This window comes from Streptomyces sp. NPDC001663 (assembly GCF_042893105.1).
Lineage (GTDB): Bacteria > Actinomycetota > Actinomycetes > Streptomycetales > Streptomycetaceae > Streptomyces.
This window is the reverse complement of the sequence record NZ_JBIAUR010000003.1, coordinates 719143-743597: the sequence shown is the minus strand read 5'-3', so window position 1 is coordinate 743597 and position 24455 is coordinate 719143. Positions and strand designations below refer to the sequence as shown.

The 24455-nt window shown below is 70.5% G+C and carries 21 protein-coding genes, 1 other RNA gene and 1 pseudogene; 8 read left to right on the top strand and 15 right to left on the bottom strand.

Annotation, left to right across the window (positions count from 1 at the left end; genetic code table 11):
• The first annotated feature begins 291 nt into the window (after nucleotides 1–291).
• Entirely contained in the window at nucleotides 292–981 is a 690-nt protein-coding gene (locus ACFY1L_RS14000) for a hypothetical protein (RefSeq protein ID WP_388822886.1), read from the top strand.
• Nucleotides 982–2068: 1087 nt separating this feature from the next.
• On the opposite strand, the gene ACFY1L_RS13995 is transcribed toward ACFY1L_RS14000, so the two are convergent.
• The 10 genes and pseudogenes from ACFY1L_RS13995 to ACFY1L_RS13950 form a co-directional block, all read right to left on the bottom strand.
• The gene (locus tag ACFY1L_RS13995) at nucleotides 2069–2554 is read right to left on the bottom strand and encodes a hypothetical protein (protein ID WP_388822884.1); all 486 of its coding nucleotides are present in this window, start codon (nucleotides 2552–2554) and stop codon (nucleotides 2069–2071) included.
• Entirely contained in the window at nucleotides 2551–2880 is a 330-nt protein-coding gene (locus tag ACFY1L_RS13990) for a plasmid mobilization protein (protein WP_240509975.1), read from the bottom strand. The genes ACFY1L_RS13995 and ACFY1L_RS13990 overlap by 4 nt, the downstream gene beginning before the upstream one ends.
• A 162-nt stretch (nucleotides 2881–3042) precedes the next feature.
• Nucleotides 3043–3492, bottom strand: a complete 450-nt coding sequence (locus ACFY1L_RS13985) for a hypothetical protein (RefSeq protein WP_388822882.1) — start codon at nucleotides 3490–3492, stop codon at nucleotides 3043–3045.
• Entirely contained in the window at nucleotides 3489–5912 is a 2424-nt protein-coding gene (locus ACFY1L_RS13980) for an AAA family ATPase (protein ID WP_388822880.1), read from the bottom strand. Before ACFY1L_RS13980 ends, ACFY1L_RS13985 begins: the two co-directional genes overlap by 4 nt.
• Before the next feature lie 219 nt (nucleotides 5913–6131).
• Nucleotides 6132–7805, bottom strand: a complete 1674-nt coding sequence (locus ACFY1L_RS13975; RefSeq protein ID WP_388822878.1) for a DUF262 domain-containing protein — start codon at nucleotides 7803–7805, stop codon at nucleotides 6132–6134.
• Between the two features lie 257 nt (nucleotides 7806–8062).
• Nucleotides 8063–9952, bottom strand: coding sequence for a DNA/RNA helicase domain-containing protein (locus tag ACFY1L_RS13970; protein WP_388822876.1), 1890 nt, complete (start codon nucleotides 9950–9952; stop codon nucleotides 8063–8065).
• A 520-nt stretch (nucleotides 9953–10472) separates the two neighbouring features.
• An RNA gene (rnpB, locus tag ACFY1L_RS13965) (RNase P RNA component class A) lies at nucleotides 10473–10876 on the bottom strand.
• Between the two features lie 133 nt (nucleotides 10877–11009).
• Nucleotides 11010–11729 (bottom strand): annotated as a pseudogene (locus ACFY1L_RS13960) (DMT family transporter); the annotation flags it as partial.
• Between the two features lie 85 nt (nucleotides 11730–11814).
• Complete coding sequence (locus ACFY1L_RS13955) at nucleotides 11815–12636, bottom strand: helix-turn-helix domain-containing protein (protein ID WP_388822874.1); 822 nt, start codon at nucleotides 12634–12636, stop codon at nucleotides 11815–11817.
• Between the two features lie 45 nt (nucleotides 12637–12681).
• Nucleotides 12682–13260, bottom strand: a complete 579-nt coding sequence (locus ACFY1L_RS13950) for a Uma2 family endonuclease (protein WP_388822872.1) — start codon at nucleotides 13258–13260, stop codon at nucleotides 12682–12684.
• Nucleotides 13261–13423: 163 nt separating this feature from the next.
• On the opposite strand from ACFY1L_RS13950, the gene ACFY1L_RS13945 reads away from it, so the two are divergent.
• Nucleotides 13424–14197 (top strand): MerR family transcriptional regulator, encoded by a 774-nt coding sequence (locus ACFY1L_RS13945; RefSeq protein WP_388822870.1) that lies wholly within the window; start codon nucleotides 13424–13426, stop codon nucleotides 14195–14197.
• On the top strand, nucleotides 14194–14808 hold the full coding sequence (locus ACFY1L_RS13940; RefSeq protein ID WP_388822868.1) for a hypothetical protein: 615 nt from the start codon (nucleotides 14194–14196) through the stop codon (nucleotides 14806–14808). The genes ACFY1L_RS13945 and ACFY1L_RS13940 overlap by 4 nt, the downstream gene beginning before the upstream one ends.
• On the opposite strand, the gene ACFY1L_RS13935 is transcribed toward ACFY1L_RS13940, so the two are convergent.
• The gene (locus tag ACFY1L_RS13935; RefSeq protein ID WP_388822866.1) at nucleotides 14759–16201 is read right to left on the bottom strand and encodes an RNB domain-containing ribonuclease; all 1443 of its coding nucleotides are present in this window, start codon (nucleotides 16199–16201) and stop codon (nucleotides 14759–14761) included. The genes ACFY1L_RS13940 and ACFY1L_RS13935 overlap by 50 nt on opposite strands.
• 76 nt (nucleotides 16202–16277) lie before the next feature.
• On the opposite strand from ACFY1L_RS13935, the gene yaaA reads away from it, so the two are divergent.
• Both yaaA and ACFY1L_RS13925 read left to right on the top strand, forming a co-directional pair.
• The gene (yaaA, locus tag ACFY1L_RS13930; RefSeq protein WP_388822864.1) at nucleotides 16278–17060 is read left to right on the top strand and encodes a peroxide stress protein YaaA; all 783 of its coding nucleotides are present in this window, start codon (nucleotides 16278–16280) and stop codon (nucleotides 17058–17060) included.
• Between the two features lie 75 nt (nucleotides 17061–17135).
• The gene (locus tag ACFY1L_RS13925; protein WP_388822862.1) at nucleotides 17136–17786 is read left to right on the top strand and encodes a bifunctional 4-hydroxy-2-oxoglutarate aldolase/2-dehydro-3-deoxy-phosphogluconate aldolase; all 651 of its coding nucleotides are present in this window, start codon (nucleotides 17136–17138) and stop codon (nucleotides 17784–17786) included.
• Here ACFY1L_RS13925 and ACFY1L_RS13920 read toward each other — a convergent pair.
• The gene (locus ACFY1L_RS13920; RefSeq protein WP_388822860.1) at nucleotides 17770–18789 is read right to left on the bottom strand and encodes an NAD(P)-dependent alcohol dehydrogenase; all 1020 of its coding nucleotides are present in this window, start codon (nucleotides 18787–18789) and stop codon (nucleotides 17770–17772) included. The two genes, ACFY1L_RS13925 and ACFY1L_RS13920, sit on opposite strands and share 17 nt — an antisense overlap.
• Before the next feature lie 99 nt (nucleotides 18790–18888).
• On the opposite strand from ACFY1L_RS13920, the gene ACFY1L_RS13915 reads away from it, so the two are divergent.
• Entirely contained in the window at nucleotides 18889–19689 is an 801-nt protein-coding gene (locus tag ACFY1L_RS13915) for a helix-turn-helix domain-containing protein (RefSeq protein ID WP_388822858.1), read from the top strand.
• Here the strand turns inward: ACFY1L_RS13915 and ACFY1L_RS13910 are convergent.
• Genes ACFY1L_RS13910 through ACFY1L_RS13900 form a run of 3 tightly spaced genes read right to left on the bottom strand, consistent with a single transcriptional unit; the run spans nucleotide 19677 to nucleotide 22728 of the window.
• Nucleotides 19677–21098: a bifunctional RNase H/acid phosphatase gene (locus ACFY1L_RS13910; protein WP_388822856.1), complete on the bottom strand. Its 1422-nt coding sequence runs from the start codon at nucleotides 21096–21098 to the stop codon at nucleotides 19677–19679. The genes ACFY1L_RS13915 and ACFY1L_RS13910 overlap by 13 nt on opposite strands.
• 32 nt (nucleotides 21099–21130) lie before the next feature.
• A complete protein-coding gene (locus ACFY1L_RS13905) occupies nucleotides 21131–21874 on the bottom strand; it encodes a zinc ribbon domain-containing protein (RefSeq protein WP_388822936.1) in 744 nt (247 codons plus the stop codon).
• On the bottom strand, nucleotides 21871–22728 hold the full coding sequence (locus ACFY1L_RS13900) for a Nif3-like dinuclear metal center hexameric protein (RefSeq protein WP_388822854.1): 858 nt from the start codon (nucleotides 22726–22728) through the stop codon (nucleotides 21871–21873). The genes ACFY1L_RS13905 and ACFY1L_RS13900 overlap by 4 nt, the downstream gene beginning before the upstream one ends.
• Before the next feature lie 222 nt (nucleotides 22729–22950).
• Between ACFY1L_RS13900 and ACFY1L_RS13895 the strand changes: the two genes are divergently transcribed.
• Both ACFY1L_RS13895 and ACFY1L_RS13890 read left to right on the top strand, forming a co-directional pair.
• Complete coding sequence (locus ACFY1L_RS13895; RefSeq protein ID WP_388822852.1) at nucleotides 22951–24177, top strand: hypothetical protein; 1227 nt, start codon at nucleotides 22951–22953, stop codon at nucleotides 24175–24177.
• Nucleotides 24178–24273: 96 nt separating this feature from the next.
• Nucleotides 24274–24432: a hypothetical protein gene (locus ACFY1L_RS13890; protein ID WP_388822850.1), complete on the top strand. Its 159-nt coding sequence runs from the start codon at nucleotides 24274–24276 to the stop codon at nucleotides 24430–24432.
• The last annotated feature ends 23 nt before the right edge of the window (nucleotides 24433–24455 follow it).

Sequence of the window (24455 nt, the reverse complement as noted above, 5' to 3'; positions counted from 1 at the left end):
GCCCTGCTTCCATGCGTCGGCCCGCACGCGATCACCCGATCAGGAACCCTGTTCGACCAGACCAGCCCCGTGATCGATAAGCGGATGGCGTCTCAGGCCAGACGCCCAGGTGAGCCGTCGCCGCACTCCGGTTCGACGAGGCTCTGGCAGGTGCTGACAGTGATCTCGCAACCGATGGCGTGGACCGCAAGCGGCTCCGAGCCTGGACAGGTAGGAGCTGTCGGCAAAACGCTCCATAACTGGCGGCCTGAGTGGGAGACTTGGGACCTAACGACCGAAGGAGTTCAAGGCATGGCAACAGGTGCCCACGACGGACCGGTTCCGGAAGCAGACGTACGTGGGCAGCGAGTCCTCGACCTCCTCGATAAGGCAATCGACAGCCAGAGCCTACTCATACGCAAGAACATCGCCCGCGCCCGCCAGCGGAACCCAGAGGCGACGCCAGAACAGGTAATCCGCAATCTGGAGCGGATGTACGTCAGCGCCTTGACCGGAACGGGTGCGGCGGTTGGAGGAACTGCAGCCGCGCCCGGCGTCGGCACGGGAGTCGCACTGGCGCTGTCGGCAGGCGAGGCTCTCTCATCTCTTGAATTGAGCGCCCTCTTCGCGCTCTCGCTCGCCGAAGTCCACGGAGTCCCCATCGACGAGATCGAGCGCCGTCGAACGATCGTGATGGGAATCATGCTCGGCGGGAGCGGCTCAGCCACCATTACCAAAGTCGCCGAGCGTACGGGGCAACACTGGGGACGTCAGGTTGTCGCCAGGGTGCCCGTCGAGACGTTGCGTCAGATCAACAAGGTCTTGGGAAAGAACTTCATCACGAAGTACGGAACCAAGCAGGGAATCATCGTTCTCGGTCGAGTTGCACCGTTCGGTATTGGCGCTGTGATTGGTGGTGGCGCCAACGCTGCCATGGCCACTCTGGCCGTGAGGGCCGGTCGTCGCGCATTCGGCCCACCCCCGACGTCGTGGGATGGCTGACGCGCAGCACACCGCCAGAGTCCGAGAACTCGCCTGACTGGCCCTCGGCGCACTGAAGGGCGTCGGGCGCCCCGCCTCCGCCACCGCAGTCGGTTACGGCACCTACACCGTGTGCGCAGAGCCTGCCGGAGCTTGGACCAAGGAACTCGCACCTCACGAGCACGCATTCTTGGTGCCGATGCCGTGCAGTTGGGCGTGGGCGTATGGCCGACGATGTGCCGGCCGAGACCGGCAGGACACAGCAGCGGATACGGGAGACATCAGCGCAGGCAAGGGGGTGCTTGTGGGCGATGGAAGGTTCAACCGCACGTGTTTGAAGTGCCGCAACTCCATCCAGGTGGACCAGGACGGCCGCGTGGTCGCCCACGACAGGCCGCTAAGTCATCTCCTTTGCCATGCCTCCGGTCAGCTCGCTGCACTCGTGTCGGTCGAGTGGGGGCCCGGACCTCGACGCAGCCGGCGGATTGCGGGCGGGGGCAAAGGACGCAGGCGTGACCGGCGGAAGAAGACCGAGTACCTCAAGCCTCCTGAGTGGCTACCGAATTATCGGGGTGAGCACCTGCCGACAATCGGCTTGCCCGCCAATGGGTGGTTCAGCGTCTGGTTCCCGGCTCACACGATGTGGGAGCACGAGCGGAAACTCTCCGGCTGGGTCGGAAGCGATCGATCGTTCCGGTGGGACGGCCACGAGAAGTGTTGGACGGTTGCCGGCGCTCATTTCCCGCACATAAGCCGCGAGCTGCTCCGCAGGTACCCGAGCGTCCTCATCGGCCGTGAGTACAACCCGCGTGAAAGGTGCAACTCTTCCTGCCAGAACGCCCAGGGCTTTCTGTGTACGTGCTCCTGCCGTGCCAAGTACCACGGCCGTGGTAAATGGCGAAGCGGGTGGAGGACCCTCGGCGAGTTCAGCGGTCGGCGCGCGGGGAGGCCGTGGCACTGGATGGCCGTTACCGTTGCCAGCTGATCGCCTCGGCACCCGCTCGCGGAGCGAGCCTGCGCAGGGCCGAGCCCCGCGCCCCGCTCCTGCCGACGGCTCGTTCACCATCTGCGCGACCATCTGGGCGGGGCGGAGAGTGACTCCCGTCCGTCAGACGGCGACCACGTGCGCGTCCGTCGGCGCGAGGACCGTCAGGTAGGCGTGGATGTCCCCCGGGTCGGTGGTGAAGATCACCGCGCTGCCGTGCCGGGCCGCTGCCAGGGCCACCCAGGCGTCCACCGCGTCCGGCCTCTTCTTCGTCGGCAGGGTCGCCCGCCCCAGCGCCGTACCGATGCGCCGCCAGTCCGCGAGGTCCGGGCCCGTCGCGCAGGCCAGACACTCCGGACGGCCCGCCTTCGTCTCACGCATGGGCGGCTCGGACGTACGGGCCTGAGGGACTGTGCAGTCCTTCAGGACGCCGGACAGGGCGTGCACCAGCGCCGGCTGGGGGCGCCACACCTGGGCGAGGACCGGTCCGAGCACCAGCGCCCGGTGCGGGACCGTGCGCAGTCCCTCGTGCAGAGCCACCGCCTTCGCTTTGCGGTCGGCGAGTGCGATGAGCATGCCGGTGTCGTAGACCGGCACCCGTGCGCTCACGCGGCGTGTCCCGGACGGCGGCCTTGCCGGTCCCGGCCGTGCACGAGCCCCAGGGCCTCCTCGACCTCGCGGCGTTCCTGCTCCGTCAGCTCAGCGGCCGGTTCCGGGGCAGGTTCGGCGGGCAGCCCGTCCGCTGCCCGCTCTGCCCGGGCGATGAGTGCGTCCACCTCGGCGAACTGTTCCTCTATGGCATCGCTCTCGGCCATCTGGCGCGTTGCGGCATGCACCAGGTAGGCCGAGACGTCCATGCCCGCCCGTTCCGCGTGCTGCCTGATGCGTTCGGCCTGGTCCTGCTCCAAGCTGATGCTGATGCGCGTCTTCGCCACAAGGGCATCGTAATACGCGTATGACGACAGGGCGAGTGCGGTCGGTCGAGGTGGGCAAGCGGGCATGTCTCCTCTCCGGGGGCGCCCCGTTCCGTACCGCCCCCGCCTACCGGCGTCCGCCGCCCGCCCCTACCCGCGGACCTGCGGTCTGACGGCCATCCGTCACCGCGTCCGGGGCACCAGAGCCCCGATCACCCGCTCGACATCGTCCCGCCACGCACACAACTCCGCGTGCGTGGGAGCCAGCTCGTACCCGTGGTAGTGGCAGGCCCGACTGAGGCCGGCCCAGGTCGCCGACCAGCGGCGGGCCGTGTCGGGGTCGGCGTAGGACTCCAGGCACAGAGCCTGGGCGTGCGGCGGGCAGCGGGCCAGCTCCGGCTTGCGGGCCTGCCAGTAGCGGCGCAGAGCCTCTTCGAGGGCGTGGCGCAGCAGCAGCGCCACGGCGCGCGGCCAGACGCCCGTGGTGGAGGCAGTGGCCGTGCCGAGCAACCGGTCCGCGCCCGCGAGCAGTTCGTCGGGCGTCGAGGTGGGCGGCTGCGGAGGCGGGAGGGGTGCGGGGAGCCGGGGCGGGCGCGCGGTCGGGACGGGTGTGGCCGGGGGGATCGTGGTCACAGGGATCGCACCGCCTTCGCGAGGTCCGCGGTGCGGCGGATGATCTCTTCCGCGTCGTCGACGAGCACGGCTTCGTGGGAGCCCCTGTTGCACCACCGGATATGGTCGGTGGCCTGCTGGCCGTAGGCCCGGGTGAGGTCGGTCATGGTCTCGCCCACCCGGTCGGTCTCTCCGTAGAGGGCGAGAGAGGCCAGTTCGGTGAGCTTGTGTGCCTTGGCGATGCGTCGCTCGATCTCGTCGTGGGGCAGGCCCGTGCCGAGGAGCCGGCGCCGGGCCGGTTCGAGGAGGGCGGCCTCCAGGGCGGTGCGGCACAGGCCGGGCAGGACCCGGGCGACGACGTCCCCGGGCAGGTCGCGGGTCCTGGCGAGCGCCTTCGCGTCGTACAGGGCCTGCTTGACGGGGTCGTCGCCGGAGCGGACGCGTACGGCGGAGCGCTCGCGGCGGTCGACGGTGAGGACGGTGGCGGGCAGCCGCAGGTACTTCAGAGCCTGCGGCAGGCGGGTGTCGTGGGTGAAGACGACGACCTGGCGGTGCTCGGCGAGGAGCGCGAGGACGCGGGCGAGGCCGTCCACCTTGGCGGGGTCCATGGACTGCACCGGGTCGTCGATGACGAGGAACCGGAAGGGGTTCTCCGGGAGGAAGGTGCGCGGGAGGAAGAGGGACAGGGCGAGGGAGTGCAGTTCTCCCTGGCTCATCACGCCGAGCGCGGGGGCGTCGATGTCGTCGACGGTCACGTCGAGGGCGACCTTGCGCTGGGTTGCGGAGCCGCTCAGACGGACCGGACCGAGGGCGACGTTGCTCTGCTGGCGTAGGTTGGCCCAGATGCGCTGGGCGTCCTCGGCGATGGGCCGCATCCGGTCGGCGCGGATCTCGTCGTGGGTGGCCCTGAGCCATTTCTGGGCGGCCTTGACGCGGGCCAGGTGCGGGGCCGCCTGCTCGGCCGCGTGGGCCTTGTCGAGCCAGGCGGCGAGTACCCGCGCGGCGTCGCGCCAGGTGTCGTCCTGGTCGGCCAGGCGCACCGCGGCCTCCTGGCAGGTGACCCGTGCGGCGTCGGTGGCGGTCCGTGCGGCGTTCTCGGAGACGGATGCCAGTACGGCCGGGTCGGAGACGGTGCGGCACCACAGCCAGTCGTCCCAGGCGGCGGCGATCTCGGACGGCAGCCAGTCGGGGGGCGGGACGGCCAGGCCACGGACGGCCTGCGCGGCCGCGTCGAGTTCCCTGCGGGCGGCGAGGACTTGCTCGGCCTCGGCGCGCAGCAGGCTTTCCTGCTCGGCGGCGTCGCGTGCCCATTCCTCGTCGAGGCGGGCCGTGCCGCCGCACACCGGGCAGGTGGCGAGGGCGGGGTGGGCGCGGTGGTGGGCGAGCGCGCGGGCGAGGAGTTCGGCTCGGCGCAGCGCGTCCTCGGCGGACGTGCCCCGAAGGTCCTCGGCGGAGGCGATGGCTTCGCGCAGCCGGGTCACCGCCGTGGCGACCGCCTCGATGTCGGGTCCGGTCAGGGTGGAGCGGCGGCGCAGGTCGAACAGGAGGGCCTCGTCCACCGGGCCGGTCCCGGCGGCCAGTTCGGCCGCCCGCGCGAGGTCCGGGCGCCGCCCGCTCAGTGCGGTGTGGGCGCTCCGAGCGCGGGGGTCGTCGGTGCCTTCCAGGAGGGTGAGCAGGGCGGGGAGTTCGGCCTTCGCCTCCTTGGCGGGCGCGTCGTACTCGCGGGTCAGATCGCGCAACCACTTGTCGGCGGCGGCTAGTTGCTCCAGACCGAGGATGGAGGCCACGGCGTCGTACATCTCGCTGGGCCTGCCGCCGATCACCTGGCCGAGCTCGGAGTACGACAGGAAGGGGCGGTACGTCGCCAGGTCCTCCTGCCAGCCGAGGCCCGGGAGGGGGACGGGGTCGTGGCCGGGCCGGTCGAGTTCGGCGGTGGAGTCGGCGACGTCGTCCCCGTGCCAGGTGCGCAGCACGGTGGCCGGCTCCGGATCGCCGTCGAGGCGCAACTCCACGGCGACCTGGGGTTCCTCGCCGTGGTGGAGGTTGCGCCAGCTCTTGCGCCAGATGTCGCTGCGGCCGCGCCAGCGTGCGTTGTCGCCGGTCAGCGCGATCTCGACGGCCTCCGCGAAGCTCGACTTGCCGGAGCCGTTGCGGCCGGTGACCAGGGTGAGTCCCGGGCCGGGGGTGAGGGGGAGGCGTGCGGTGCGGCCGATGCCGCGGAAGCCGCTGACCGTGACGGACTGCAGGTAGGCGCCCGGCATCCGGCCGCGCGCCCCGCCGTCGTCCTGGAAGGCGGTGAGCAGGAGGGCTCGGGTGTCCTCGTCGAGGTCCGAGCCGGCGAGCCGCCCGGCGATGAGACTGGCAAGGGTGCCGACCGACGGCTCCTGGGCGGGCGGCCCTGCGGGAGACGGGTCCGGGGCGGGATCGGCGGGTACGGGCATGACAGGACCCCCGTGGAGGCGACGACTGCGGAGCGTACGGCCGGACAGGCCGACGGCAACTGAACGACAGGGGACACACGGGAGCAGCGTTGTAACGCGGGGCCGTGAGACCTGAGTTGTGGACGACCATAGCCCACACGGACCCAATAATGGAACTCTTTGGAACTTCATGGAGATCATTGGACTCAGGGCCGAGGTGTGACGCCCCGGCCCCCGCGCTCACAGACGCCACTCCTCGAAGAGCGCCCCAAGCAGCTCCTCCTGCCTGGCCTTCAGCACCTCGGGGGTCCACTCGACGTGCTGGAGCACCTGGCTGGTCAGCGCGAAGGGGACCACTCCCCCGCGGCCGGTGAAGTACTTGGCCTTCTTGGCGGTGAAGTCGTAGTTCTGGGCCGCCGAGTTCTTGGCGCGGTTCAGCAGCACCAGGTTTCCCAGGCGGTGCGTCCACTGGGCACGCTGCTCCTCGTCGAACAGCCCGACCCACTGCGAATCGGCCTTCGGGTTCTGCGGCAGCACGTGCTCCACGGTGATGAGCGGGTGGTCGTACGTCACTCCCTGCCCGCGCGCCAGCAGCTCGTCGAGCCGGAGCAGCACGTACTTGCGGATCTTGCCGACCAGATAGAGATCGCCGTCGAGCCTGGCCCGGGTCTCGGCCTTCTCGTCGTCCCTCAGTTCGAGGGCCGGGGAGGCGAGACCCTGTCCTTCGTCGAGCTGCCGAAGCAGCTCGGCGTAGCGTGTGACGCGAGGGGTCGTGTAGACGCGACGGACGAACATGCTGGCCGACAGCCGCTCCAAGGCCCGCATGAACGTGTCGAGCCATGCCGGGTCGTCCTCGTGGTGGCGCAGCGCCCAGAGAGCGGCGGGCCGCCAGTCGTAGTTGTCGACCTGCTGGAGCCTCCTGAACCAGGCGTTGACCGCCTCCGCACCCGAAGCGGACTCATAACGTGCTTCACGGATCTGGGCATAGGCCTCGGCATACGGCCGGACGACGTCATGAACGAAGACCTCGCCCCTGCCGGGGAGGTAGCGGCTGAGTACCTGCTCAGGGAACTCCTTGAGCAGCTCCTGTTCCGCCCGCTTCTTGGCGAAGATCATCCGCAGGTGGAGGAAGAGTTCCGCGAAGTCGTCGCGCCCCAGCATCTCCTCGGCGTCCTCCCAGGTGGTGGCGCACGCCTCGGACGCCTCCGCCCCGAGATCCCCGATTATCTGCGACTTGAAGATGTCGGTGGGGGACAGGTCCAGGCCGCGGGAGTTCATGACGCTGAAGATCCGGTGCGCGCTGTCGAGGTCAGGAGTGCTGACGACGACAAGGAACGTCCGCTCGGCGAGCATCTGAGCGAGTTCCAGCCGACGTTCCTCGGTCAACGCGGTGAGGCTGCGGTGGAGGACTGTCGCGTTGCGGAGAACGGCCTTCTGCGCGTCGGTCCGCAGGGCCTCCTCCTTGAGCGTCAGCAGAGTGCCCACTGCGCCTTTCGTCTGCACGTACTTCTCGAAGAAGTCCGCGTCACGACTTCGCAGAGTAAGCCGCGGCCTCGGGGCGAGCCCACGGATCTTGGCACCCGGCTCCATCACCAGCCGGTCGAGGTCGCCGCGTAGTTCCGGATCCTCGGTGAGGTCGCGTAGGACCGACAGGAGGATGGTCAGGGTCGTGAGGCGCTGCTGGCCGTCGATGACGTCCGCCTTCGGGACCGCGCTGTTCTTGACGAGCACGATGGATCCGAGGAAGTACGGCTCATCCGTCCCACGGACCAGGGCTTCCTGCAGGTCCATCAGCAGTTGAGCCGCCTGCTCCTCCTGCCAGGCATAGGGGCGCTGGTAGTCAGGGATCTGAAAGTCGTAGTCACTGCTGAACACCTTGTGCAGGGGCATCTCATGCGCCTCAAGCTTTTGCATGCCCCGATGATGACGGAAAGGCCGAGTTCACCGCACTCGGACGGCTCAACTGCTCACGCTTTCATGACGTGCTGATGTCAGGTCAGCTGCGGGCCACCCGGCAGCTACAACCCATGGCGTGGCCTTCACAGTCTTCCGGAGCGCAACGGCAAGGTCGCTTCACCACGAGGCGGGACGGGACCGCGCCGTCGAGCTCGGAGGCAGCATGCGCTGTAAGCAGGCACCAGTGGCTCAACAAGGCATCGCCTCCTCTGCGGTCAGACCTGGGCGGGCTCTCGTGTCAGATCTCCGCGCACCAAATCGCGCAGCTTCTTCCGCGTCTCAGAATCCGTCGAGTACACGATCGTGCCGACCATGCCCCGCGTCAGCAGGACCTTGTACGTGTTGCGGATCAGGCGGTCCACGTCAGTGTCGGGAGTGGACTTTCCGAAGACCGGGTCCTTCGACGCTGTGCGGTCCGTGAGCCAGCGGTCGCCGCGCCAGACCATATCGGGGCCGATGATCACGCCGGACCAGTCGTACTCGAAACCTTGTGCGGTGTAGACGCAGCCGACCTGTCCGAAGCCCGCCGGGTCGGTGGCCCACAGGGCGGCCGGGGGTGCGCCGGAGACGGAGCGATCACCGCGAAGGTTCCAGGGGCGGGCCCAGTCGCCGATGACGACGTCGGGCGGGAGCTGGTCGCCGGGCTTGGGCTCCGGAGACCAGCGCCAGCAGTAACCCGCGGACATACGGGCACCGTAGCCCTGGGCCCGCCGAGCTTCGAGGAATGCTTCCATCTCCTGCGGGCTGTCTGCGACCAGCAACTGCATGCGGCGGTCGGGTTCCCATACGACCGGCCCGCCCGACTCCAGGCCGAGGAGGCGGACCACCCAGCGCAAGTAGGCGTCACTGCCACCGCAGCGGAACTGGCTGTCCAGCGGGACGACGCTGCAGGGGATGCCCCGCTTCGCCGCTGCTGCCTTGATCTCGGCTACGGTGCCCATCTCGCCGGGGCGGACGACCTGGTGCTCGTCGAGGAAGAAGACGGGCACGTAGGCGACGTCGATGAGTTCGTCGATTTGTGCCCTGCCGGTACGGTGCGCGGCGCGCGTGTAGCGGTTGGCCGAGGTCTCCCGGATGCGGTGCGCTTCGTCGCAGATCAGGGCGCCCAGGCTGTTCTTCTCGGCCGTCATGAAACTGTTGAAGTACTTGAACAGGTCCTGGACTTCCCGCTTACGGGCTCCGGCGACTTTCCTCATTGTCTTGGTGAACGACTGTGAGCCGGTGGCGTGCAGTGCCGGAACCCCGCGCCGATAGAGCTCGCCCAGCAGTTGGAGAGCGATCACGCTCTTGCCGGTGCCGGGGCCGCCCGTGACGATGACGACCTCTTTACGGTCGGCGTGCTTCGCCTTCTCCACCGCGTTGAGCACCATGCGGTACGCGACCTGCTGCTCGTCGAGGAGGACGAACTGCGTGCGTTCGCGCACTTCTTCTGCGGCCACAGACATGAGCTGCTTCGACGGCACTGTGGCACCTGCTTGGAGTTCATCTGCCGCCCGGGCCCCTGGATGCTTGTCGCTCAGCCTCGTACGAAGGTGGTCGACGAAGGCGCCGCGGCGTTCCTCGGTGAAGAGCAGTCCGTGACCGTGGCGCTCGATCTCCCGCAGCCCCGTCACGCCGAACTCGGTGGCATTGTGTAGATATGCCACTCCGGCCACCCGGTGCCCGTGTTCGGCCACTGCCCCGTTGAAATTGACGAGGTATTCGCAGTAGCGGCGCACCTGCTCGATGGGGTTGAGGACCGGATGGGCATAGGCGTCGACATGGCACAGGCTGGAGTCGTCCTCGTGGGGCAATGCCTGGCTCCACTGCTTCAACTCCACCACGACATACGACGGTTCGCCCGTGACCGGATGCACTCCGGCAAGGACGACGTCGGCGCGCTTGCTGTTCAGCGGGAGCGAGTACTCCAGCATGACCTCCACAGCGCCCAGGCCGGCGTCGTTGAGTGCGGTAGCTAGGACGGGGATGCTGCGCTCCCAGGAACGCACCTCCGAGGCGCCGGGCCGATAGCCGTGCATGTGGACGAACTTGTCGGTGAGGTGCAGGAACAGCGAACCGTCGAGTGCCATGACGGCGACCGTTTTCGCGGACGCGCGGAACAGCAAGGACTTCCCCCAGGCAGCACGAAAAGACTCGTGCGGGTGGGGGCATGTCCTTCGAGACTCCACCAGAGTGGAGCGGAAGCCCGTCGAACCGCGTTGACGATGTGTTTGAGGGTACCTGGCGGTACTGACAGTCGTACCAGTGCTCGCAGTGACGGCAGCAATTGCCGTGCTCAATCGCCCCTGCCGTGTCCAAGACCGCCCATCGTCGGCTGTCGCGGTGCGTTCATGCTGGCCCTGTGCCGGCTCGCCGCTCCGGGGCGCCCGGTTCTTCGTGGAACTCCGGAAGGTGCCGACCTGCGGAACGGGCGAGAGTGTCGCGGACCTGGAGGAGGTGACATGGGAGAGCTCGCATCGCGCGTTATCCCCGTTGCCCCTTGAACTCCGTGCAGCACGCGTTCAGGCGGACTGCGTCGTCACTGCAGATCAGCGGGTATAAGGCAGAGCGGAAGGGGATGGATGCGTCGCCGATTTTGTTGCGGTCCAAGGGGTCGAGGCGACAGGTCAGGCCGACTAACAGCGGCAGACGAGTCGGGCTGTACGCCGGGTTCTGTCACCCGGTCGCCTCACGGCGGCCGGGGAGACGGCCATCCATCTAGGGCCGGTGTTGCCACCGGCCTCGTGCGGTCTACCCGGAGACTCGGGCGGGCAGCCCTCGAACGTCCCCGCAGGAGCGCCGGGGCGCTCCCTTTTGACCTTGCTCCGGGTGGGGTTTACCTAGCTGCCCAGGTCACCCTGGGCACTGGTGGTCTCTTACACCACCGTTTCACCCTTACCGAGGACCGAGGTCCCCGGCGGTCTGTTTTCTGTGGCACTGTCCCGCGGGTCACCCCGGGTGGCCGTTAGCCACCACCCTGCCCTTTGGAGCCCGGACGTTCCTCGGGAAGCCCCGTCAAGGGGACTCCACGCGGCCGTCCGCCCGGCTCGTCTGCCGTGTCGACCATGTTACCGGGCTGTCGGGGCACGCCGGTTCCACCTTCGCCCGGACCGGTCCCGCCGTCGCCAGGACCGAGCCCGCCAGGATCAGGGTGAAGGCCGCCCCGATGCCCCACGTCAGCTCCTCGTCCAGGAAGAGGGCCCCTGCCGCTACTGCCACCGCCGGGTTGACGTACGTGAAGACCGTCGCGCGGGTCGGGCCGACCTCCTTGATCAGTTCCAGGAAGGCCACGAATGCGAGTGCCGTGCAGATCACGCCCAGGCCGATCAGGGCCACCAGGACCGACGGGGACGGGACCGAGGAAGGCCACGTCGCTGCCGCCGGCGTTGCGTAGACCAGCGCCGCCAGTGCCAGGCACGGCGCCGTCAGCTGCAGTGTCGGTACATCCTTCAGCCACCGTGCCGCGATCAACGGCGCCGTCGAGTACCCCAGCACCGTCAGCATGACCTCTCCCAACGAGCGGGCGTCGCCGCCGGTCAGGTGCGGGACGGTCAGGACGCCTACGCCCGCCAGGCCCAGCGCAAGGCCCGTCATTCGCCGTACCCCCAGCCTCTCCGTGTCTCCGAAGAAGCGAGCCAGCACCACACCCACGATCGGGACGCCCGCTATCAGCAGGCCCGCCGTCGAGCTGGACAGATGCCGCTCCGCGTCCGTGAGCGTGAACCACGGGCCGATGATCTCGATGCACGCGAAGGCCAGCATGGGGAGCCAGTGGGTGCGGACGGTTCGGGTCAGGCCGCCGCCTCGTATCGCGAAGGGGAGCAGGAGCAGGGCGCCCAGGGCACAGCGCGTGAACACCACCATGGACGGGGAGAGCGGGGCGTCCACCGCCACCTTGATCATCAGGTAGGGGATGCCCCAGACCACTCCCATCAGGGAGAACAAGAACCAGCCGCGTGCAGTCATGCGTGCAGTTTCGGCCGACCCACTACCGGCGGTCTTGAACGCTGTTGCGGTACGCCGCCGGGGTCACCCCCAGCACCCGCCTGAACCAGCGGGTCAGGTGCGCCTGGTCGGCGAAGCCGACGAGGCTGGCCACCTCCGCCGGGCGCAGGCCCGACTCCAGCAGGCCGCGGGCCCGGGTTACCCGGTGCTGGGCGAGCCAGGCGTACGGCGGTATCCCCATCGTCGTACGGAAGGCTCGGAGGAGTTGGTAGCGGGACAGGCCCAGTTCGGCGCCGAGGTCGGCCAGGGAGGGTGGTTCCAGCAGCTCGTCCGCCAGGCGGTCGCGTACGACGTGGGTGATGCGGTGCGCGCCGGGGATCACATCCGTCGTCGGGCGGGCCGTGGAGTGGCGGCGGGACAGGGCCGTGAGCAGCCAGGGGAGGCGGGACTCGGCCTCCAGGGGGTCTGGGCAGGTGCCCAGGTCGGTGTGGGTGCGGAGGAGGGCGGCGGCCAGTTCGGGGTCGTCGATCAACGGCTCGCGGAAGTGCGGGAGCGCGGCGCCGAGGGTGCCGTCGATGAGGAGAGTGGGGGTGGCGTACAGGGCGCGGTAGGCGTAGCCGTCGGTGGCGTTGCCGGGGCCTCCGGTGTGCATCTCGCCGGGGGCCAGGACGACGATCGAGCCCGGGCCCGTGCGGATGTGGCCGCCGCGGTAGTCGATGACCTCGGAGCCGTCGACGCAGACGCCGATCGTGTACTCGTCGTGGGCGTGCGGGGCGTAAACGTGCTTGTTGAAGCGGGCGGTGAGGAGGTCGAGCGGGGGGCCGCAGCGGCCCAGTCGCGCCCTGGTCCACAGTGCCTGCTCCATGCGCCGCCCCCATTTCTTCGTCCACAGGGTGCAACGCCGGGAGGGTCAGAGAAAGTCCGCGGTCTCCAGGTCGAAGGCGAACGGCTCCGGGAGGGCGAGCGGCTTGCCGAAGGGGCGGGTGCAGATTTCGCGGTAGTCGTCCCTCTCCGGATCGCTCAACAACGTGACAGAGGCTGCCTCGCGGTCGACGAGCAGATACAGGGGGATGCCGCCACTGGCGTAACAACGGCGCTTGGCCTCGCGGTCAGCCTTGGGCTTGGTGGATGTCACCTCCAGCACCATGGCGACGCCATCACAGGGCATCCAGGAGTCGGCACCCCCGAAGAGGTCACGCTCAAGGGGTGCGAGGGTGGCGTCCGGGACTACGTGGTTCTTCGGGAAGGCTTCACCGCTCCTTAGCCTCAAGCCCTTGTTCCCAGAGAAATCCATCTCGATCCGGGAACGCTTGATCACCTGGCGCACGATCCGGCTGATGTACTTCTCGTGCTCCCCGTCCGGCGGCGGCGTCACAACGATCTCCCCCTCGATCAGCTCGGCCCTGAAACCCTCCGGCGTGTCCAGCGCGAGGAAGCCCTCGAGCAGGACCTCTGCCTGCGTGAGCGGCTCATGGGCCATGGCAGTCATGTCACGCCCCTCCTTCGGTCGCTCGCCAGACTGGGGCATCGGGAGATCACCTGTCCGAGAGATCGGGAACCGTTCCCTCGATCGTGGCACACGATGGGCTAGGCCGTCAGGCGCCGACCCAGCCGCTTGACCCTGCCGCAACGTCAGCCTCTCTACTGGTCCCATGCGGATCGGAGAACTCGCCGCCGCCGTCGGCGTCACCACGCGGACCGTGCGGCACTACCACCACCAGGGCCTGCTGCCGGAGCCCGAGCGGCTGGCCAACGGCTACCGGGACTACACGCTGCGGCACGCCGTCGCGCTCGCCCGCATCCGCCGGCTCACCGAGCTGGGGCTCGGGCTCGCCGAGGTGCGGGACGTGCTCGCGGACGACGCGGGCAAGGACCTCGCCGAGGTGCTTGCCGAGCTCGACGAGGATCTCGCCCGGCAGGAGGCGGAGATCCGGGAGCGGCGGGCGCGACTTCGGGTCTTGAGGGAAACAGACAACGGCCTCACCGTCGAGGGGCCCGTCTCGCCTCAACTCGCCTCGTTGCTTGGCGGCTTGGGGCAAGTCGCGGCCGACTCCCCCATGGCCGCCAAGGACCGCGAGATGCTCGCGCTGATCGACACCATGGCTGCCGTGGAGGACCGGGAGCGGCTGATGGGGCTGCTGCACGACGCCCTCGCCTCCCCTGAAGCAAGGGCGCGGGCGGTCAGGGCGTACGCCCTGCTCGACGAACTCGCCGACGACGCCGGCATCGGCCCGGCCGACCCACGCGTGGAGGAGGCCGCCCGCACTCTCGCCGACTGCATGCCCCGGGAGCTCGTCCCCGAGGTGGCGATCAACGACGACGACAACTTCATGCGCGCCTTCTACGCGGACTTCTCTCCCGCCCAGGCGGAGGCCCTCCGCCGCGCGCTGCGGATCATCGCAGAGGAACGGCCAGAACGGTCATGAGGACCGCCTACGTCACCGCTTGCGTCCTCGTCCGGCACGAGCTGCGGCTGTTCGTCAGCCTCGCGTTGTGGGTCGCGCGGCGTACACACGGGACACGGGGCAGAGCGCCCTTCGGGTATGCGCGCGGACAGGGCGCGGTCATGTTCGGGTTCGCCTTCGTGTGCCTGGTCGAGACGCTGACCATGTCCGTACTGCTGCGCGACTATCCGGCCGTGCACCGGGTCGTGTTCGTTCTCGACGTCTACACCGTGCTGTTCGTCGTCGGCTTCCATGCCGCCTCCGTCGTACGACCACACGTGCTCGACCCCGACGTCCTGCGCATCCGCCGCGCCGTCCACGTCGACCTGCACATACCGGTCGATCGGATCGCGACCGTGCGCCGAGAACTGCGCACCACCCACCAACCCACGGAAGGCGAACTCGACCTCCCCGTCGGCGCGCAGACCACCGTCACCCTCGAACTCTCCGAGCCCGTCGCCCACTTCACCTTCTTCGGGCGCCACCGCGACATCCGCCTCGTCCGCTTCCACGCCGACGACGCCGACGCCCTCGTACACGCCATCACGCAGGCGCGAACAGCACTCTCGCCGCTCCCGGATCGGCCTGTGTGAGGCGCACCCGCAGCCGTTCGCCCAGCGGCAGTCGGTCGCCGCCCTCAACCCGACCGATGATCGCCGGGGACTCCAACTGCACGGTGCCGACGGTGGGTTGATGTTCGTCCACGTCCACCACGCACCCGTCGAACACCTCCCCCACCCGGCCCGCCAGCAGCGCCGCCTCGACGATGTCCACGCACTCCCGCTCCACCGTGCCCGCACGCCGGCTGCCGTCGGCCATCTCGTGCCGCAGCCCGTCCAGGGCGGCGAGCACCCAGTCGGGCGGTGCCTCGCCCGCCGCGGCCGCGATGCAGAGCTCCGACGCGTACCGGTCGGCCAATCGCCTCAGCGGGGCCGTGCAGTGGGCGTAGGGCGCGGCGACGGCGGCGTGGGTGGTGATGGGCGGGAGGTTGCCGTCGCGGAAGACGGTGTAGCCGGCACCGCGCAGCAACGTCGTGCACTCCTGGAGGAAGGCCGCGTGATGCGGCCACCGCGGGTCCAGGGAGCGGATCAGCTGCGCGTACGAGACATGGTGCGGCCAGTCGATGTGCAGCGCGTGCGCGGTACGGCGCAGGCGGCCGACGGCGCCGTCGGGGGCGGCGGGCAGGGTGCGCAGGATGCCCGTCCCACCCGCCAGCATCAGATCGGCCGCCGTCATCCCCGTCAGCAAGGAGATCTGGGCGTTCCAGCCGTCCGCGGGAAGCGGCGCCCGGTAACTCAGCTCGTACGCGTCATCCCGCTCGACGATCTCCTGCTCGGGCACCTTGAGGGAGATGCCGCCGCGCTCGACCTCCAGCCGCTCCCGCAACTCCCCGATCTCCTTGAGGAGTTCGAGCGGCTCCTCGGCCGTCTTGTCGTCGATCTGCTTCTGTACGGCGGCGTAGTCGAGCTTCGCCCGGCTGCGAACCAGGGCGCGGCGGACGTCGACGGCGAGGGCGAGGGTGCGGCCGTCCGCGTCGAGGTCGATCGTCCACAGGGTGGCCGGGCGGACCTGGTCCGGGAGCAGGCTCGCCGCGCCCTCGCTGAGCAGCGCGGGGTGCAGCGGGATCCGCTCGTCGGGGAAGTAGAGGGTCGTCACCCGGCGGTGGGTCTCCGCGTCCAGCGCCGATCCCGGTACGACGAAGGCGGCGACGTCGGCGATGGCGTACCGGACGCGGTAGCCGGTGCCCTGCCGGGACAGGTGCATCGCCTGGTCGAGGTCGAGGGAGGCGGGCGGGTCGATGGTGAAGAAGGGGATGTCCGTGGCGTCGAGGGGTGGGAGGGCGGGGGCCTTCGCGGCCCGCTCGGCCTCGGCGAGCACCTCGGGCGGGAAGCTCTCCGAGACGCCGAGTTCGGTGCGCAGCGCGGTGAGGGCGGCCCGGAGGGGGGCTTCGGGGGCGCCCATCACGCGGATGTGGCGGCGGGGCATACAGCGAGAGTAGGTCCGGGGCGGCCCCGTAGCACGCCGTACGCTGTCGCAGAGCTCAAACAGAAGGAGATCTTCCGTGCTGGTCCTGCTGCCGCCCTCCGAAGGCAAGGCCTCCTCCGGCCGTGGCGCCCCGCTCAAGACGGAGACGCTGTCGCTGCCGGGACTGACCCCCGCCCGTGAGGCCGTACTCGACGAGCTGGTCGAGCTGTGTGCCGGCGACGAGGAGAAGGCGCGCGAGGTGCTCGGCCTGAGTGAGGGGCTGCGGGGCGAGATCGGCAAGAACACCGAGCTGCGGACGGCCGGCGCCCGGCCCGCCGGGGAGATCTACACGGGTGTGCTCTACGACGCCCTCGACCTGGCTTCTCTGGATGCCGCCGCGAAGAGGCGGGCGGGACGGTCGCTGCTCGTCTTCTCGGGGCTGTGGGGTGCGGTCGGGGTGACCGACAAGATCCCCTCCTACCGTTGCTCGATGGGCGTGAAGCTGCCCGGGCTCGGGGCACTGGGTGCGCACTGGCGGGCGCCGATGGCGGAGGTCCTGCCCGAGGCCGCCGGGGGCGGGCTCGTCCTGGACCTGCGGTCCTCCGCCTACGCGGCCGCCTGGAAGCCGAAGGGCGAGGTCGCCGGGCGGACGGCGAGCGTACGGGTGCTGCACGCGCCCACCCGCAAGGTGGTCAGCCACTTCAACAAGGCGACCAAGGGGCGGATCGTACGGAGTCTGCTGGCGGCCGGGATCGCGCCGAAGGGTCCGGCCGAGCTGGTCGAGGCGCTGCGGGACCTCGGGTATGTGGTGGAGGTGGAGCCTCCGAAGGGGGCCGGGAAGGCGTGGACGCTGGACGTGCTGGTGGACGAGATCCACTGACCCACCTCCACGGAGCACGTTGCAGTATGTGCAATGCGCTTTGCGCATGTTGTACGGCGCGGGCACGATGAGGCCATGACCTCGCCGCTGCCCGCGCCTCTGCCTGCCTCCGTGCTGGACCTCGCCCCCGTCATACCGGTCGTCGTCATCGAGGACGCCGCCGACGCCGTACCGCTCGCCCGGGCGCTGGTGGCCGGTGGGCTGCCCGCGATCGAGGTGACGTTGCGGACGCCGGTCGCGCTGGAGGCGATCCGGGCGATCGCCGAGGCGGTGCCGGACGCGGTCGTCGGGGCGGGGACGGTGATCACGCCGGGGCAGGTGAAGGAGACAGTGGCCGCCGGGGCGCGCTTCCTGGTCAGCCCGGGCTGGACGGACGTACTGCTGGAGGCGATGCGGGCGTCCGGGGTGCCGTTCCTGCCGGGGGTGTCGACCACGTCGGAGGTGGTGGCGCTGCTGGAACGCGGGGTGCGGGAGATGAAGTTCTTCCCGGCCGAGGCGGCGGGCGGGACGGCGTATCTTAAGTCGCTCGCCGGGCCGTTGCCGCAGGCGCGGTTCTGCCCAACGGGCGGGGTCGGGCCCGGGAACGCACCGGAGTATCTGGCCCTGCCCAACGTGGCCTGTGTGGGCGGGACTTGGATGATTCCGGCGGATGCCGTCGCCGCCGGTGACTGGGGGCGGATCGAGGCGCTGGCGCGCGAGGCGGCGGGGCTCAGGCGACGCGGATGACGACCTTTCCGAAGGCAGCGCCGGTCGCGTAGTAGCGGTAGGCCGCGTGGACCTCGTCGTACGGGAACACCCGGTCCACGAGCGGGCGGAGGCCGTGCAGGGCGATGGCGCGGTTCATCTGCTCGAAGTGGGTGCGGCTGCCGACGAACAGGCGGCGCATGGTGATCAGGCTCGAGGCGAGCGCGTCGGTCGTGATCTCCAGGGAGGGCCTGCGGGGGCTGTTGGCGGCGACCAGGGCGATGCGGCCGTAGAGCGCACTGGCTCGGACGGACTGTTCGATGGTCTCCGGGCCGCCCGTCTCGACGATCAGGTCAGCGCCGCGTCCGCCGGTCAACTGCCGCACATCGGCGGCCCATTCGGGGCTCTCGACGTAGTTGACGACGTGGTCGGCGCCCAGCGTCTTGAGGCGTTCGGCCTTCGCCGGGCTGGACGTCGTGGCGACGACCTCGGCGCCGAGCAGCTTCGCGAACTGCACCGCGAACAGGGCGAGTGCACCGGTGCCGAGCGTCAGCACCGTCTCGCCGGGGAGCGGCGGATCGCCGCCGGTCAGCGCGTTCCAGGCGGTGACGCCGGCGCAGGGCAGGCAGGTGGCCTCCTCCCAGCCGAGGTGGTCGGGGACGCGGACGGCGGCTTCCTGGTCGAGGAGCGCGTATTCGGTGAGCATGCCGGGGAGGGTGGCGCCGGGCTGGTCGATCAGGGCCGGGGTGATACGGCCGTCCAGCCAGCGCGGGAAGTACGTCCCCGTCACCCGGTCGCCGACCGAGAAACGGGTGACCTCCGCGCCCACGGCCACGACCTCGCCCGCGCCGTCGCTCACCGGGATCACGTCGGGGGCGGCCTTGAGTGGGTAACTGCCGTTCAGGATCAGCAGATCGCGCTTGTTGAGGGAGACCGCGCGGACGCGGACGAGGATGTCGCGAGGGCCGGGTTCCGGGAGGTCTGCCGTGTCCCGGGGGACAATGCCTTCGACGGTGCCCGGGGCTTCCAGGTGGTAGGAGCGCATGCCGCCATGCTGGTCGGAGGCGGTGCACGGCTCAATTCCCGGCAGGGTATGGGCGATGGCTCGGCCCCGTTGTCGTACCTGTGCCGTAGAACTGGTCCCATGACCACCACCGCCGAACGACCCCCGCCCTTCGCCCGGGAGCTGCTGCGCTGGCGGACCGCCCGCCGGGTCAGTCAGCTGGAGCTCGCCTCGCGGGCCGGGACCACGCAGCGGTATGTGAGCTTCATCGAGCGGGGGCGTTCGGTGCCGGGGCGGGCGGTCGTGATCAGGCTGGCCGAGTCGCTGGGACTGACGCTGCGGGAGCGCAACGCGCTGCTGCTGGCGGCCGGTTACGCGCCCGCGTTCCCCGAGTCACCGCTCGACGCGACCGAACTGGGGCCCGTACGGGAGGCGTTGGACAGCATCCTGGAGGGGCATCTGCCCTATCCGGCGGTCGTCGCCGGGCCGCGGGGTGAACTCGTCGCGGCGAACGGGGCGTTCGACGTGCTGGCGGAGGGTGCGGACCCGGCGCTGCTGAAGCCGCCGGTCAACGTGCTGCGGCTGGCGCTGCATCCGCGTGGGATGGCGTCGCGGGTGGTGAACCTGGACGCGTGGGGGCGGCACATCATCGAGAACCTGCGCGCGCGGGCCCTGCGCAGTCCCGACCCGCTGCTCGACGACCTGGCGCAGGAGCTGACCGGGTACCTGCCGCCGCTGGGCGAACCCGGCGAGGACTATCTCGGGTTCGCCGTACCGCTGCGACTGCGGTGTGCGGAGGGCGAGTTGCGGCTGCTGACCACGCTCACGTCCTTCGCCACCGCCGTCGACGTGACGCTGGCCGAGCTGCACCTGGAGGCGTTTCTGCCGGCGGATGCGGAGACGGCCGAGATACTCCGCAAGCGTGCCGGTCAGCGCAGGTGAGAGGTGTCGTTGAAGAGCCGTACGCTCGCGTTGCCGTCGGCGTAGTACGCCACCGCCGAGAGGGAGGCCGCGGAGAGTTCCATGCGGAACAGGGACTCGGGCGGGGCGCCCAGGGCGAGGCGGACGAACGTCTTGATCGGGGTGACGTGGGAGACCAGCAGGACGGTGCGGCCCGCGTAGGCCGCCACCAGCTTGTCGCGGGCCGCCGCGATACGGGTCGCGGTCGCCGCGAAGCTCTCGCCGCCGCCCGAGGGTTGGGCCTCGGGGTCGGACAGCCAGGTGTTGAGGTCGTCCGGGTAGCGCTCGCGGACCTCGGCGAAGGTGAGGCCTTCCCAGGCGCCGAAGTCGGTCTCGCGGATGCCTTCGTCGACGCTCACTTCGAGGCCGAGGTGCGCGGCGACGATGCCGGCGGTCTCGCGGGTGCGGGTGAGGGGCGAGGCGACGATCGCCTGGATCGTTCCGCGCCGGGCCAGTGCCGCTCCGACCCGCTCGGCCTGGTCCCGCCCGATGTCGGAGAGGGAAGGGTTGGTGCCGCCGCTGCCGGAGAACCGTTTCTGAGGCGTCAGCGGGGTCTCACCGTGCCGCAGGAGTACGAAGGTTGCGGGTGCGCCCATGTCGGCGGGGGCCCAGCCGGGACTGGCCACCGTCGTGGCGGCCCGCACATCGGCGTCGGCCTTGGCGCCCGGGGACACCGCCGCTGCGGCAGATCCCGCGGGAGAGGCCGCAGGGGAGGTGCCCTCCGCGCCACGCCCCCGCGTCAGCGCCTCGCGAGCCTTCGCCGCGCCCGCCACCGCATCCCCGGACGGGCCTGACGGCTCGGTCGCCGACGCATCCGACCGGGCTGCGGACGCCCCGGCCCCCGCCAACGCCGCGCGTGCTCTCGCCGCGCCCGCCGCCGCATCGCCCGGAGGGCCCGACGGCTCGGGTGCCGATGCGGCCGCGGACCTCGCGGCAGCCGCGTCCAGCTCGGCCGTGGACGTCGCCGCCGACCACTGCTCGCCCCGCTTGCCCGCGTCCATAGCCTCGTTCGCGAGCCGGTCCGCGTGCTTGTTCTGCTCGCGCGGGATCCACTCGTACGTCACCCGGTCCGGCGGGAAGACCTGGGACGCCACCATCGCCAGCGGCTTCATGTCGGGGTGCTTGATCTTCCAGCGGCCCGACATCTGCTCGACGACGAGCTTGGAGTCCATGCGGACATGGACCGACGCGGAAGGGTCGAGCTCGTGCGCCGCGCGCAGGCCCGCGAGCAGCCCGCGGTACTCGGCGACGTTGTTCGTGGCGACGCCGATGTACTCGGCGGCCTCCACCAGGGTCTCCCCCGTCGCCGCGTCCAGCACGACCGCCCCGTAGCCCGCGGGTCCGGGGTTGCCCCGTGACCCGCCGTCCGCCTCGACGATGAACTCCCGCACGACCAAAGCCCCTTACGTCTTTCGAAGGCCTCTTACAGACCGGACTCGGCCGTACGCACCAGGATGCGGCGGCAGTTCTCGCAGCGCACCACCGTGTCGGGGGCGGCCGACCGGACGTCGTTGAAGTCGGTGATGGACAGCTCCTGGCGGCAGCCCTGGCAGGTGCGCTGGTACAGCTTGGCCGCGCCGATGCCGCCCTGCTGCTCGCGCAGCTTGTCGTAGAGCTTGAGGAGGTCCGCGGGGATCGTGCCGGCGATGACCTCGCGCTCCTTGGTCACCGTCGCCACCTCGCCGTCGATCTCCTCGAACGCGGCGTCACGGCGCGCGGTCGCGTCGTCGATCTTCGACTGGACGGAGGAGACCCGCTCGGTCAGCTCGCGCACCCGCTCCTGCACGGACTCGATGCGCTCCATGACCTCCAGGACGATGTCCTCGAGGTCGCCCTGCCGCTTGGCGAGGGAGGCGATCTCGCGCTGCAGGTTCTCCAGGTCCTTGGGGGAGGTGACGGCACCGGAGTCCAGGCGCTGCTGGTCGCGGGCGGCGCGCTGGCGCACCTGGTCCACGTCCTGCTCGGCCTTGGTCTGCTCGCGGGAGGTGTCGCTCTCCTCGGTCTGCGCGGCCACCAGCAGGTCGCGCAGCTGGGTGAGGTCCTTGGTCAGCGACTCGATCTCGGCGTGCTCGGGCAGCGACCTGCGCTTGTGCGTGAGCTGCTGCAGGCGTACGTCGAGTGCCTGGACGTCGAGGAGTCGGATCTGGTCGGCGGGCGCGGCGTTCAGTTGGGGGCTCCCAGTGGGTCAGATGTGGCGGTGGACGCCGCGTGGGCGGTCCAGGGGTCGGTGACCGTCTTCGAGACGTGGACCCTCAGGCCCCATCCCTTCCGGTCGGAGATCTCGTCGAGCTGGGTGGCGGCCAGCTCGCACCAGGGCCACTCGGTGGCCCAGTGCGCCGCGTCGAGCAACGCGAGGGGGCTTTGGGCCACCGCTTCGGAGGCCGGGTGGTGGCGCAGGTCCGCGGTGAGGAAGGCGTCCACACCGGCGGCCCGTACGACGTCGAAGAGGCTGTCGCCGGAGCCGCCGCTGACGGCGAGGGTGCGGACTCGCGCCTCGGGGTCGCCGGCGACGCGGATGCCCTGCGCGGTGGCGGGCAGCCGCTCGGCGGCGCGGGCGGCGAGCTCGCGGACGGTCAGCGGGTGGTCGAGCTCGCAGATACGGCCCAGGCCCCGGCGGCCTGCCGGGTCGGTGGGGTCCGGCACGAGGGGTCCTACGACTCGAAGGTCCAGCGCGCCGGCCAGCGCGTCGCTGACACCGGGGTCGGCCGTGTCCGCGTTGGTGTGGGCCACGTGCAGCGCGACGTCGTTCTTGATGAGGGTGTGCACGACGCGGCCCTTGAAGTGCGTCGCCGCGACCGTCGTCGTACCGCGCAGGTAGAGGGGGTGGTGGGTGACCAGCAGGTCGGCGCCGAGCTTCACCGCCTCGTCGACGATCTCCTGCACCGGGTCGACCGCGAACAGGACCCGGGAGACCTCCTGGTCGGGATCGCCCACGACGGTGCCGACCGCGTCCCAGGACTCGGCCCGCTCGGCGGGCCACAGGTTCTCCAGCGCGGCGATGACTTCAGACAGACGGGGCACAGATGAAAGGCTACCTGGCTGATCTGTGGCGTTGAACCGATGCCGGAAGCCAGGGTCGGGGGCCGACCCCCCTCACCACACCCGTCCCCGCGGCCTCAGCACACCCGTCTCCGTTTCCTCAGGCGAATCGTTCCGCTGCCACCCTTATGTGTGAAGCGGAAGCCTCGCGGTCCCACGTCTGTGCGTGCGAAAACTAGTTTCGTCGCCGGAGGTGACCAGACGATGACGGCCTGTGCGATCGAGCCCGCGGCGGGGCATGAGGACGGGGCCGCCCCGGCGGGCTGCACGATCACGGTGGACGGCGCCTACGCCGCCCGGCTCGCGCTGGACGGCGACTCCCTCTTCCCGGAGCGCTGGACACTGGACGGCCCCGAGCCGTACGCCGTGCCGCTGCCCGGCAACCAGCCCGAGGAGCCCGGCAGCGAGGTGCAGCCGATGGGCGACGGGCGGGTCCTCATCCGCCGGCCTTCGGACGGGCGGCACGTCTTCTCCCTGCTGTATCCGACCGGGCCCGACACCGGCGAGCTGCTGATCGGCGCGGTCGAGTGCCCGGACGAGGACACCCGGCTGTGGCTGCTGCCGCCGGCGCCGGGCGGCGAGAAGGCGTACGCCCTCGCCGTCGGCCGGCGCTCCAGCACCATCTGGCTGGTGGCGGGCGGCGCGTTCGGGCCCGAGCACATCGCGGAGATCCCCGGGCGCTGCTCGGGCGGGGTGTGGCTGGATCACGCAGGCCGGATGCTGGCGCTGGACCGGGAGGTCGGGGACCGGACGAAGGCGATCGTGGTCGACCTGGAGCGCGGCGGCGAGGTCTCGCCCCTGCTGCAGATCGCCGACTCCAGCGACGACCGGCTGCTGCTCGCCGACCCCGACAGCGGGCTGCTGCTGATCGGCTCGGACGCGCCGTCGCCGGGCGAGGAGCGGCTGGGCTGGGGCGTGCTGGGCAGCACGCTGCCGGTGCGCTTTCCGGAGTGTCTGCGGGTGCCCGACTGTGCCGTCACGCCGTTCGCCATTCAGCCCGGGCAGGTGCTGGTGCCGGAGAGCTGCGGGGTGGGGCTGCGCATCGACGGGCCCATGGGCAGCTGGGTCGGGCTGTGGCGGCCGGACCGGCGCCACGTGCACCATCTCCCGGCGCCCGAAGGCTGGTTGGCGGGCGCCGGGCTGTGGACCAGGGACGGGGTGCTGCAACTGCCCTACGCCACGGCCGAGGTGCCGTGCGGCGTGGCGCGGATGGTGGCGCCCTCGGGGGAAACGGGGGATCCGGGGGGATCGGGGGAATCGGGGGGCACGGGCCCGGAGGATCCGGTCCGGGACGGTACGGACGCCCAGGCGGCACCGGGGAGTTGGCACCCGGCGCCGGGCGAGCCGTCGGAATCGGATCCTCCGGGGCCTGCTGCACTGCGTCCGGTGCCGTTGCAGCAGGCGCCGTTGGGACGTCTTGTAACGAAGTAGTGCCGATGGGCGTGGGCGGCTGGATTCGAACAGAGGGTGGCCGGTTAAACTCGCCCGGCTGTTTGAAAGATCGTGTTGACGGGGTGAATTTTTCCGATGAGCGACGCAAGCACCATGCAGCCGCTGTCCGCCGATGCCCAGGAAGACGCCGGCCACGGCCGGCACCGGGGTTCGGTCTCGGTCCACGACGGTGACTCGGCCCCTCGCGGCCGGCACCGCAAGCCGGCCGAGGACGCCGAGGCTGCCCGCCGGTAGGCGCAAGGAAGGGGCCCGCACAC

Bases quoted from the DNA above. Each gene is read 5' to 3' on its own strand.
- ACFY1L_RS13955 (WP_388822874.1), bottom strand. From the start codon at position 12,636: ATGGAGCAGGCACTGTGGACCAGGGCGCGACTGGGCCGCTGCGGCCCC.
- ACFY1L_RS13895 (WP_388822852.1), top strand. From the start codon at position 22,951: ATGACGGCCTGTGCGATCGAGCCCGCGGCGGGGCATGAGGACGGGGCC.
- ACFY1L_RS13945 (WP_388822870.1), top strand. From the start codon at position 13,424: ATGCGGATCGGAGAACTCGCCGCCGCCGTCGGCGTCACCACGCGGACC.
- ACFY1L_RS13890 (WP_388822850.1), top strand. From the start codon at position 24,274: ATGAGCGACGCAAGCACCATGCAGCCGCTGTCCGCCGATGCCCAGGAA.
- ACFY1L_RS13915 (WP_388822858.1), top strand. From the start codon at position 18,889: ATGACCACCACCGCCGAACGACCCCCGCCCTTCGCCCGGGAGCTGCTG.
- ACFY1L_RS13935 (WP_388822866.1), bottom strand. From the start codon at position 16,201: ATGCCCCGCCGCCACATCCGCGTGATGGGCGCCCCCGAAGCCCCCCTC.
- ACFY1L_RS13920 (WP_388822860.1), bottom strand. From the start codon at position 18,789: ATGCGCTCCTACCACCTGGAAGCCCCGGGCACCGTCGAAGGCATTGTC.
- ACFY1L_RS13975 (WP_388822878.1), bottom strand. From the start codon at position 7,805: ATGCAAAAGCTTGAGGCGCATGAGATGCCCCTGCACAAGGTGTTCAGC.
- ACFY1L_RS13950 (WP_388822872.1), bottom strand. From the start codon at position 13,260: ATGACTGCCATGGCCCATGAGCCGCTCACGCAGGCAGAGGTCCTGCTC.
- ACFY1L_RS13940 (WP_388822868.1), top strand. From the start codon at position 14,194: ATGAGGACCGCCTACGTCACCGCTTGCGTCCTCGTCCGGCACGAGCTG.
- ACFY1L_RS14000 (WP_388822886.1), top strand. From the start codon at position 292: ATGGCAACAGGTGCCCACGACGGACCGGTTCCGGAAGCAGACGTACGT.
- ACFY1L_RS13925 (WP_388822862.1), top strand. From the start codon at position 17,136: ATGACCTCGCCGCTGCCCGCGCCTCTGCCTGCCTCCGTGCTGGACCTC.
- ACFY1L_RS13980 (WP_388822880.1), bottom strand. From the start codon at position 5,912: ATGCCCGTACCCGCCGATCCCGCCCCGGACCCGTCTCCCGCAGGGCCG.